General features: G+C 56.6%; 4 protein-coding genes and 5 pseudogenes. 3 read left to right on the top strand and 6 right to left on the bottom strand.

Annotated elements, in window-relative coordinates; genetic code table 11:
• The 5 genes and pseudogenes from AC5ZGW_RS45030 to AC5ZGW_RS45010 all read right to left on the bottom strand — a co-directional run.
• A pseudogene (locus AC5ZGW_RS45030) lies at positions 1–183 on the bottom strand (IS110 family transposase); the annotation flags it as partial.
• Between the two features lie 65 nt (positions 184–248).
• The gene (gene virD4, locus AC5ZGW_RS45025; protein ID WP_130231356.1) at positions 249–2,339 is read right to left on the bottom strand and encodes a type IV secretion system ATPase VirD4; all 2,091 of its coding nucleotides are present in this window, start codon (positions 2,337–2,339) and stop codon (positions 249–251) included.
• 325 nt (positions 2,340–2,664) lie between these two features.
• Positions 2,665–2,913, bottom strand: a complete 249-nt coding sequence (locus AC5ZGW_RS45020; protein WP_130231358.1) for a hypothetical protein — start codon at positions 2,911–2,913, stop codon at positions 2,665–2,667.
• A gap of 126 nt (positions 2,914–3,039) precedes the next feature.
• The gene (locus AC5ZGW_RS45015) at positions 3,040–4,647 is read right to left on the bottom strand and encodes a VirE2 family protein (protein WP_130231352.1); all 1,608 of its coding nucleotides are present in this window, start codon (positions 4,645–4,647) and stop codon (positions 3,040–3,042) included.
• Positions 4,648–4,675: 28 nt separating this feature from the next.
• On the bottom strand, positions 4,676–4,900 hold the full coding sequence (locus tag AC5ZGW_RS45010) for a hypothetical protein (protein WP_130231354.1): 225 nt from the start codon (positions 4,898–4,900) through the stop codon (positions 4,676–4,678).
• Between the two features lie 244 nt (positions 4,901–5,144).
• On the opposite strand from AC5ZGW_RS45010, the pseudogene AC5ZGW_RS45005 reads away from it, so the two are divergent.
• Together AC5ZGW_RS45005 and AC5ZGW_RS45000 are read left to right on the top strand one after the other, a co-directional pair.
• Positions 5,145–5,585: pseudogene (locus AC5ZGW_RS45005) on the top strand (transposase); the annotation flags it as partial.
• Between the two features lie 8 nt (positions 5,586–5,593).
• Positions 5,594–5,758: pseudogene (locus AC5ZGW_RS45000) on the top strand (IS256 family transposase); the annotation flags it as partial.
• Positions 5,759–5,946: 188 nt separating this feature from the next.
• Here AC5ZGW_RS45000 and AC5ZGW_RS44995 read toward each other — a convergent pair.
• Positions 5,947–6,093: pseudogene (locus AC5ZGW_RS44995) on the bottom strand (transposase); the annotation flags it as partial.
• Between AC5ZGW_RS44995 and AC5ZGW_RS44990 the strand changes: the two are divergent.
• A pseudogene (locus AC5ZGW_RS44990) lies at positions 6,093–6,473 on the top strand (transposase); the annotation flags it as partial. The pseudogenes AC5ZGW_RS44995 and AC5ZGW_RS44990 sit on opposite strands and share 1 nt — an antisense overlap.

Genomic DNA, 6,473 nt, shown 5'->3' with positions numbered 1-6,473 from the left:
CAAAGCCCAAACGGTGCGAGCCATCTTGTTGGCGAGAGCGACGGCGACAAGCATGGGCGGCTTACGAGCGAGCATGCACTCCAGCCATGTCCCTTGCGATGGACCGCGTCAGCGAGCCAGCTTCACCACCGCACTCGCCCCGATGATGAGGAGACGCCGCAGCGTTCGCTCACTACTACAGGTCTCCATCAATTCGGAGGAGGCTCATCCGACGCGCCAACTGACGCCGGCTGCCGCTCAGCGGAAGGTCAAGTCAGATTATGACGGCGGCGCTTCTGCAGTGAGATAATCCGGTTGAGCAGCGCGCGCTGGCGCGCCACCGCCTCGTCTTCGTCCGACTCCAACACAGGTCCTGTCTGATGAGCCTTTGCGCCCGCGAATGCACGGTCCCCCGCCTCGTGCTCGCACCGTTTCCTTATTGCCCCCTCATCGGCGGCGCCAGGTTGCGCTTCCTCTTCCGACGTTGAGGTTTCTACCTCATGTCCGATCCGACGATTATCCGGATCCTTGTCGACAACATCGAGATAGTTCTCGCCGTGGGCGAGATTGATGGAATCGGTAGCGAACGTGTCTGCTTGATTAACGGCAAAACACCCGCGGTCGCTTGTGCAGACGATCTCTTCTCTCTCCTGCACGCACTGCAACGGCTTAGCGGATGCGGCAACTTGCTGAGTAATGGGCTTTGGCTCCGGCAGTCGGCCGGTCTGGCTCTCGAAGATGCGCCTTAGTATGCGGTCTGAGTAGTATTTCACTTTGGGCATTTGCAGGGGTGGCTGTCCCTTGATGAGGACGATCTCGCTGTTCTCATCGATCAGGCGGACCTGCTCCGGCCGCATCAGGTTGGCTCCCTGATCCGAGAGCTGGATGTTGGTGTCGAACATTCGGCTTAGCGTGAATGACTTCGACTTGGCGCGGAACGTGTAGTCGCCGACCGCCTTGGAAATGTAGATGGGCGTCTCGTCGTCGGCCGCGGCCATGAAGACCTGCACCCCGGTGTTGCTGAGGAACGTCTCCCTCCCCGCCTGATCATACAGGCCGGTTAGAGCCGAGAGGCTCTGTACGACGAACATGAACCGGCCCTGGTAGCCCGCGATTGTGGTGACGGCCGTCTCCACTGACTCCAGCTTGCCGAGATGCTTGAACTCGTCAAGCAGGAACAAGACCTCAAATATCTCATCTTTGGTCGGCATAGAGCGCTGCATGACCGCCACTACTTGCTGAAAGAAAAGGCGAACCAGTGGTGCGATGACCAAAAGGTCATTTGGGCTCACACAAAGATAAATTGTGGTCGGGTCGCGGCGGAGATCGTAGATCGAGAAGTCGCATCGCGTCGTCGCCGCTTTGATTAGCGGGTCCGCCCAGAGGTTAAGGCCAGCATCTCCAAGGACCGACGTGTAGGACGTGAGAATCTTGGTGTCATTTCCTGCCATGTTATCAAAGATGCGGCGCGCTTCTTGGTTCTGACACTCCTCCGCCAACTGGGCAAAGAGCTTGTACTTTTCTCCGGGCAAGGTGAACAGGTCATAGACGGCGCCAATCGTCGGCGTGCCACGCTCGATGCAAGCGAGCACACCGGCGGCGAACAGATCCCTTGCGCCATCGATAAAGCCTTCCGACCCTTTGCCCTTCGGCGTGAGCAAGTTGTAAGCAAGACGGCGCGCTTCGCTAAACTGCCGCTCCGACGGCATAGAGACGATGTCAAGAACTGGATTGTAGCTATGGGTGCGCCCTCCCGGGTCCATCGGGGCGAATTTAACGATCTGGTCGCCCCGGGCTTTTCGCGCGCGCGACGTCAGCTCGAACAGTTCGCCTTTAACGTCAAGCGCCAGAACCGAGCCGTTGAACGTCAGCAGCGTAGGAATAACAATCCCGACGCCTTTGCCGGCGCGGGTCGGCGCTACCACCAGGCTGTGCGGCTGCTCGCCATTGCTCAGATACTGACCCGGCCAGCCCGGACCCACCGTCTTGCCAAAGATTGGTCCGGAAATCCTGTGATAGGGTACGATATAGCGAGCTTTTTTCATCTCACCAAAGCGCGCCCAGCGGGCCGTGCCATGGTGCTGAGGCTTCAGCACTATCGCGGCTAGCATAAGCGACGCGACGACAGCCGTGAGGCCGATAATCGTCACTCCGCGGTAGAAGACCTGCGTCACATAGCCTCGGTAAAAGGGCGCCTCGTACCAAATTGCCAAGATGTCAAAGTTCTGGATCGCCTGGAGAGTAACGCCATCCTGGAAATTAGCATAGACGCTCGCCAGAAATACGCCGAGCGGCAGCGATAAAGCTGCACCGAATGAAAGCCTTTCAAGTTTCTGGCTGGACCCCAATGATCGTCTCATGTCCTGAGTCAACAATACGCATCGCTAGCCCCGGTCACAGTAGCAATGCTGCGCCGTGCCGTTTCACGTCACACGATTGGGCATTCGATTTTTTCAGCCATCGACATCGGGAGGGCCCACGCCGCTCTTGGCTTCGCACTCATCACCGACAAGGAAATCGGGCGCGGCATCTATGGCAGCGTCCCTCGCCCGCGCTTTATGCTGCATTGCTTCTGCAGCCCTCATTTGCTTGGCATTTTTCTCATGCTCTTGAAGGGCCCTTCAGGCGCGTCTTCAATTTTACTCCCAACACTGTTGTTGTAACGACCTTCGCATGGCTGCCCACCTATTTCGTTTCACGTTTGTACAACTTGCCAAGGGTATGTTTGGTTTCGGGTAATTGGAAGGTGCGTTCGTCGAACGTGGCCGACCTTTTGTTCCAAAGCCTTCGATGGGACGTAATGTTTCTGCCCAGCTCGTTTCCCTGCGGATCCAGCAGAGATGTAAGAGATGTATATGACTCTCCAGTTCGCTCAGCTTGATTGGTTTTTTTTAATGTCGACCATGAGTTGGCTCTTCTGCAAAGTTTTTCGATCTAAAGGGAACCATGGAAGGCTGTCGAACTCATGCACAGCGCCGCGTGGAACGGCGTTGCCGGTTGTCCTTTGACAACCGGCTTTCTCCACTTACACGCGCGGCTGCGTGCGCACAATTGTCAGGTTTACGAACTACGGGCATGGTCGCGTATTCTGTCGTTCCGATCGTCGTATCTGTCGCTTGGCGGCCGCTGCGGCCTGCTCGTATCGCTGGTGCCGCCCGACTCGCCGCCCTGACGCGACAGAAGCTGTTCCGTTACGCTATTTGGAAGATCCATCTTTTCACCCTTATTCTTCTCTTGGCCAGCCCTCTGCATAGTTTGAGCAAGTGACGTGAATGAGGGTTTCGTGTAACTTACGCCGCTCGCCTTTCCATCCTGGGCGTAGAATATCTTTTCTGGCGGGTACGTATCCATTATGGATTTGCCGTCCGGCAATTCAATTGAATGACCCTCAACAAGGGTCCCATCTACCTCCACGAGTACGCGATCATGGGATGCGTACTTATCAAGCATCTTATTCCAAAGCGCATTTGGTTTGAATGTGCCCCATTGCGGGTTGATGCCATGCTCTTTGCACACCTCCCGAAAGTATTCAGGATGCTTCTTTGATAGAAAGTCCGGTGTGACGAACGTATTGCCCTCCGGCATTCTGACTATAATCCGATGGTCCATTGCATCCATGGAGGGTGGTCCCTGGACGGCTTGCACCGCTACGTCGTCGGGTAGTAGGTCGACAACTTCCTTTATCGGGAAGTATGTCGTGTCGATCTTCACATAGGCAGTGTGGGTATCCTGGTTATAGCCGCGGCTTTCGCCGACATAGTCGCGTAAGCGGTGCGTGGCCTGATTCTCTCCAAGCGTGCGCTCGATGAAGTCGATGGTTTGGTAGCCATGAAGTTTTGACTTCAGCCATATGGTGCCGCCGAGACTGGCTTCTAGTTTCCTAGCCGTACACTCATGATAACCATCGTCCGGAAGGCGCGAAAACCCTTTCATGACTCCGCTCTTCATTCGAAGCATGATGTCGGGAGCTTGCTCGCCGCTAGTGTGCGGATTTGTATGGGCGACCTCTCGTCGCCTGTACCCGGCTGGAGTCTTGTAACGTTGCTCTTCGCCATCGAGTTTAAAAGTCGGAACGATTTCGGGTTTTCCACCCTTAAGCACTATCTTTCCGTCATTATCTCTCTTTTTTGTTTCGCCGGCTGGGAACAGGTCGTTATCACGCTCCGCGGTCAGCCCAAGTGCTGTCGTGAGTTTCCTGAACTCCGAATTTTTGTATTCTATCGTGGTTTTTTGACCGTCGGCAGCCGTAATGGCATTCCAAAGTCCATTCTTCGTATAGTAGTTGCCTGCGTACTCGATGTAGATAAGCTCCTCGTCCATCTGCTTGGCGGTTTTGTTGCCGAGCTTGGGGAGAGCCTGAAAGTCCGCACCAGTAAAAAACGTGTATACGTTCTTCTCAAGAGGGTCTTCGAAACCGTTCGAATTTAACAGCACTATGCTGAGGCCGTGTTCTCTAAGCGTGGTGTCCTTGACCGCAATCAACAGGTCGTCGGTCGAGGGAAGTTTGGCGGCATCGGTGCGCCGGTTTACCCTGAGTTGAAGCGCAGCCAATCTTTTAGCGGTGACGTCGAGATTATCGCCGACCACAGAGGGGCTGCCCGTATTGACGACCTCGGAGCCGTCTGGATTATCGACGGACTCCATCATGTTTTCATCATCTGCAGCCACGTAGCGATCCTTCAGTAAACTTCGACTTTCAGCGGTGAATGCTCGTTTTCTGCTTTTCATCGCGGGCCTTAACAGCTTTTAGCAACGCCATAAGCCGGCGTTCACGAGAATTCATGAATAGCTTGGGATCGTCCATCGGTGCGTAGTCGTCCGCGTCGATATCCAAAAGCGTACTCAGTTCACGTGATGGCCGAACGCTGCTTACAGTTTGACCGCGCCCGGAGTGAGGTGATGGACGTTTTACGAGCGGCAAGTTGACTTTCCTTTCGATATCGAGCTCAGAAGTCGCCGCTTTGTTATAGACCTCTCAACTCCTGGAGCGTCAACGTTGAATCGAGCTGCATTTGTAATGTGTTCGTATCGGAAACGCTTCTCGTTTAGAGCTCACTCTGAAGTGAGCACCGCCGGCGCGTCGAAGCCTGCCAGAACCTCACATGAGAGCGATACGCCATGAACGAGCATAGCAACATTGTCCCATTGCGTCAGCCCGATGAGATCGACGATCCACTGGGCCGCTCCGTTTGCTAGACGGAGGGCATGATGACGACGAAGACACGACGCAAGATCGATGCGCCGTCGAAGTCGCCCGGGTAACGATTCGGGATGGCGCGGTGACCAGCGATGGCGATCGGATTCGCTTCACCTCGGCGATCCTGCCGTTGTGGGCACGGCGCACGAAGAGTTTGGACGCACTTTTGCCGGTGCTGTACCTGCGAGGCATTTCGACAGGCGACTTCCAGGAGGCGCTGGCGGCGCTCTTGGGCAAGGATGCGCCGAATCTTTCTCCGGCGGTGGTTTCCAGACTGACGACGGAGTGGCAGAGCGAGTACGAGCGTTGGCAGAAGCGCGATCTGTCGGCGCGCCGGTACGTATACGTGTGGGCGGACGGCGTCTTCCTGCAGGCTCGCATGGAAGACCACAGCGAATGCATGCTGGTGTGACGAATATTTTGCGATCTGGGGCTCGGCAGCTGCTTGCGCAGGCTGTCGAGATGGAAGCCGAGGCGTTTCTCGCCGCGATGAAGGGCTTGAAGCCTCCCGACGGCCGCGATCGCCTCGTGCGGCACGGCCATGGTCCAGTGCGGACGATCCAGACGGGGATCGGCGCCGTTTGAAGGCAAAGATCGCGCTGGAAGCTGTGCGGGAGCAAGCGACGGTGGCCGATCTGGCCCAGCGCTATGAGGTTGAGCTATGCGGGAAGGTGGGTGATGACGGCCTGAGATAGGCGGCGTATCGAGGCGGGTGAAGGCGTTGTCGAAGGCGATCCGCCGCACCTTCGGTTCGGCCGCTGCGATCCAGCGTCACCGACGGCGATTTCCGGGGCCATCTTCAGCCCACGGATTTTCGCCTCGACGAGCAGTTCGTGCCAGCTCTGCGCGCTCTCGCGCACGCCGACCTGGAAGCCGATGAGTTCCTCCTTGCCTTCCGGCGTCGCGCCGATCAGCAGGCGCGCTCGGCTTCTGGAAGGCGCTCGACGAGGTCTTTCCCGCCACGCGACATCAGCGGTGCTGGGTGCACAAAACCGCGAATATTTTGAACAAAGTCTCTGTGTCGGTACAGGCCAGCATGAAGAAGGATCTGCGCGAGGTCTATTTGGCGCCCAACCGAGCTTCGGCCGAAGTGGCGATCGACGTCTTTGCCGAGAAATACGGAGCGAAGTACGATAAGACGGTCGCGTGCCTGACGAAAGATCGCGACGCTGCTGGCCTTCTACGAATTCCCCGCCGAGCATTGGGACCACTTGCGGACGACGGATGAGATGGACAAGCGCTTTCTTCATGGCCGAGACGAAGATTGCAAAGGTCGCCGTAAGTCCATTCTTTTGTT

This window comes from Bradyrhizobium sp. Crot121 (assembly GCF_059512385.1).
The sequence above is the reverse complement of the archived record's forward strand: the minus strand, read 5'-3'. Positions and strand labels throughout refer to the sequence as shown.